Annotated in this window: 3 protein-coding genes and 2 pseudogenes; all 5 read left to right on the top strand. The window is 42.2% G+C overall.

The features are described from left to right. Positions 1 to 1574 (top strand): annotated as a pseudogene (locus tag FS875_RS09505) (hemagglutinin repeat-containing protein); the annotation flags it as partial. Next, complete coding sequence (locus FS875_RS09500; protein WP_144756117.1) at positions 1571 to 1969, top strand: hypothetical protein; 399 nt, start codon at positions 1571 to 1573, stop codon at positions 1967 to 1969. The pseudogene FS875_RS09505 and the gene FS875_RS09500, both read left to right, overlap by 4 nt. A gap of 133 nt (positions 1970 to 2102) precedes the next feature. Continuing rightward, on the top strand, positions 2103 to 2735 hold the full coding sequence (locus FS875_RS09495) for a filamentous hemagglutinin (RefSeq protein WP_246067902.1): 633 nt from the start codon (positions 2103 to 2105) through the stop codon (positions 2733 to 2735). A gap of 15 nt (positions 2736 to 2750) precedes the next feature. After that, positions 2751 to 3155, top strand: coding sequence for a hypothetical protein (locus FS875_RS09490; RefSeq protein WP_144756103.1), 405 nt, complete (start codon positions 2751 to 2753; stop codon positions 3153 to 3155). Positions 3156 to 3282: 127 nt separating this feature from the next. Beyond that, positions 3283 to 3574, top strand: a pseudogene (locus tag FS875_RS09485) (filamentous hemagglutinin); the annotation flags it as partial.

The raw sequence follows: 3574 nt of genomic DNA, 5'->3' as shown, positions 1-3574 counted from the left end.
TGGTTTCTGGAAATAAGGTCAGGGGAGACGTAGGGGGCAACTTGACCATTACCAGCCAGAGCGATACGGGACAAACTTCCAGCAAGCAAAATTCTGTTTCTGTTGGCTTTGGTGCTGGAGCAACGGGAGGAGGAGGTTCCATGAGCGCCTCTTTCCAAAACGATAAATCCTCTAGTGATTATCACAGTGTTGTGGAGCAATCAGGCATCAAAGCAGGGACAGGCGGCTTTGAGATCAATGTTAAAGACAAAACAACGCTGACCGGGGGCATTATTGACAGCACTGCACCAGCAGACAAAAACAAATTGACCACCGGAACCATTACGACGAGTGATATTACCAACAGTTCTGAAGCGACAGCCAGCAGTCAAGGTTTTAGCATTTCAGCGGGTGGTCCGATGGATCAAGGAAAATATGGTGTTGGCAAAAACATTGTCAAAAATGTCTTAGATCATTCAAAAGCCCATGATGAAGAGGAAGGTTACACCAAATCCGCCATCAGTGATGGTACCATTGTGATCACCAATGAAGATGGGCAAATGGCACTGACAGGGCAAAATGGGGACCAAGCCATTGCTTCCCTTAATCGTGATACTGCTAACGCCCATAAGGGTGTCTCACCCATCGATATAGGCAAGCTGGAGCAAATCGTCCATGAAAACCGTGAAATGGCCACGCAATTGCTGGAGGAAGGATTTAAATACAGCGATGAGTCCTATAAAACCATGTTTATTAAAGAACATCCTCTTGCTGTGGTTGACCGTGATGAACAGGGCAATATAATCTATAAAACAGATGAAAATGGACAGTATATTAGAGACGCTCGTGGACAAAAAATCCCTGCATTTCATTATTTAACGGAGGAAGAAAAGCAACATTTGCAAGAAGGGGCTGATGGCAAGGTCCATGTGTCTCTTAATGGCATTTTTACCCCACCCTATGAAGCTGCGGGGTATGCTGTGCAACATGCGAAGGATCAAAATGCACCGCTTTATTTTGTTGTGTTCCCAGAAGCCGATTCTGCCATTTCAGAACTTCTAGTGGCAGGCTATCAGAAATTTATGGAAAATAATTTTTGGGGTCTGACCAATTCCACACAAGAAGCAAAAGATCTGATGTTTCGCTATGGGAACACAGGATTGCATTTTGATGCCCATAGTCGTGGCAGTTTGACAGGTTTTAATGCACTGAATTCTTTGAAACAAGAAGGTGTCCATGGAATAGCCAAAAACACAACAATCAAATTTGTTGGTCCAGCGGCGAATGCTTGGGCTACAGCCGGTCTGTTATCTTATTTGAGTGATGGCAAACAAACCTCTATTGAGTTGGAAAATCATGTAGATGACTTTGTTGGTGTTGGGATTGGTGGTAATCCAAGTACTTTCTACAAGGTTCCCTCTGGCAGTAATTGGTGGAAAGAGGCATGGAAAATGATGACAAGCTATCCCAATGTCCATGCGTGTTATGGTCATGCGAGTCAAGACTGTCAAAATGATTATGGGATGCCTCACAGTATACAAATTGATGTCGGTAAATCATGGAATACACCAAGTAAATCATGGAGTAAAAAATGAAACAAATTTTAAAACTATTAAGTGGACTCATTATGTTAAGCATGACTGCATGTAATTTAGGTAAGCCTGCTCCAGGGTACATATCTGCGTGGAAGAAGCCAGGAGCAGATTTTACGGAGGTAGGGAAAGCCTTGTTAGAATGTGGTATGCCAACCCCTTATGATGTTGATCCAGAGACTCAAAAGCTCACTCCTAATGACATGGTTGCCATTGATGCTTGCATGGTTCAATCAGGTTTTCGCCGTAAAAGCAGAAGTAATTGGTGTTATACTTTTAAAGAAGACAACCTGCCCAATTGTCGTCCTGGCGTTGTCTTCCCACAGCCAAGTGTCAAGAAGCGCTTAAACAGCCCGTTTTGTAAAAAACATCCAGAACAATATGAATGCTATCCTTAAATCTTGCTGTTGATAGAAAGTACAATCCCTACCTCCATGTATTCCCATGTCTATGGGGTTGGTTCTTCAATTTCTATGAATACTGGAAGAAGAAAAACAGTATTTACAAAAAGGCTCTGATGGCAAGGTCCATGTGTCCCTCAATGGCATTTTTACTCCACCCTATGAAGCTGCGGGGTATGCTGTGCAACATGCGAAGGATCAAAATGCACCGCTTTATTTTGTTGTGTTTCCAGAAGCCGATTCTGCCATCTCAGAACTTATAATAGCAGGATATCAGAAGTTTATGGAAAATAATTTTTGGGGTCTGACCAATTCCACACAAGAAGCAAAAGATCTGATGTTTCGCTATGGGAACACAGGTTTGCATTTTGATGCCCATAGTCGTGGCAGTTTGACAGGTTTTAATGCACTGAATTCTTTGAAACAAGAAGGTGTCCATGGAATAGCCAAAAACACAACAATCAAATTTGTTGGTCCAGCAGCGAATGCTTTGGCGACATCCGGTTTGTTATCTTATGCGAGTGATGGCGAACAAACCTCTATTGAGTTGGAAAATCATGCAGATGACTTTGTTGGTGTTTGGATTGGTGGCAATCCAAGTACTTTCTACAAGGTTCCCTCTGGCAGTAATTGGTGGAAAGAGGCATGGAAAATGATGACAAGCTATCCCAATGTCCATGCGTGTTATGGTCATGCCGATCCAGCATGTCGACATGCTTATGGGGATTCTTATGCTCACCGCATAAAAATTAAGTTCAATTAAACTAGAGAGCAAGAAATGAAACAAATCTTAAAATTATTAAGCGGACTCATTCTGTTGAGTATAACGGGATGTAACATTGATAAGCCTTCTCCAGGGTACATATACATGTGGGAAAGACCAGGAGCAGATTTTACTGAGGTAGGAAAAGCTTTGTTAGAATGTGGCATGCCGAGCCCTTATGATGCTGATCCAGAAACTAGAAACTTAAGTATTAATGCAATAGAAACAATTCATGGCTGCATGCTTCAATCAGGATTCCATTATAAAGATAAGTGGGGGGGGGGATGGTGTGAGAATTTTAAAGAAGAAAACTTGCCGATTTGTCGTCCAGGCGCAGTCATTCCACAGCGAAGTGTCAAGAGGCGCTTAAACAGCCCATTTTGTAAAAAATATAAAAATAGCCGTAAATGCCAACCTTAAGTGTTGCTGTTGATAGAAAGTACAATCCCTACCTCTATGTATTCCCATGTCTATGGGGTTGGTTCTTCAATTTCTATGAATACTGGAAGAAGAAAAACAGTATTTGCAAGAAGGGGCTGATGGCAAGGTGCATGTGTTCCTCAATGGCATTTTTACACCACCAGAGGAAGCTGCTGTTTATGCAGAGCAACATGCGAAGGATCAAAATGCACCGCTTTATTTTGTTGTATTCCCAGAAGCCGATTCTGCCATTTCAGAACTTCTAGTGGCAGGCTATCAGAAATTTATGGAGAATAACTTTTGGGGTCTGACCAATTCCACACAAGAAGCAAAAGATCTGATGTTTCGCTATGGGAACACAGGATTGCATTTTGATGCCCATAGTCGTGGCAGTTTGACAAACTTGAATATGATGAATT

It is taken from the genome of Bartonella saheliensis, assembly GCF_902162175.1.
This window is presented reverse-complemented; position numbering and strand designations above follow the sequence as displayed.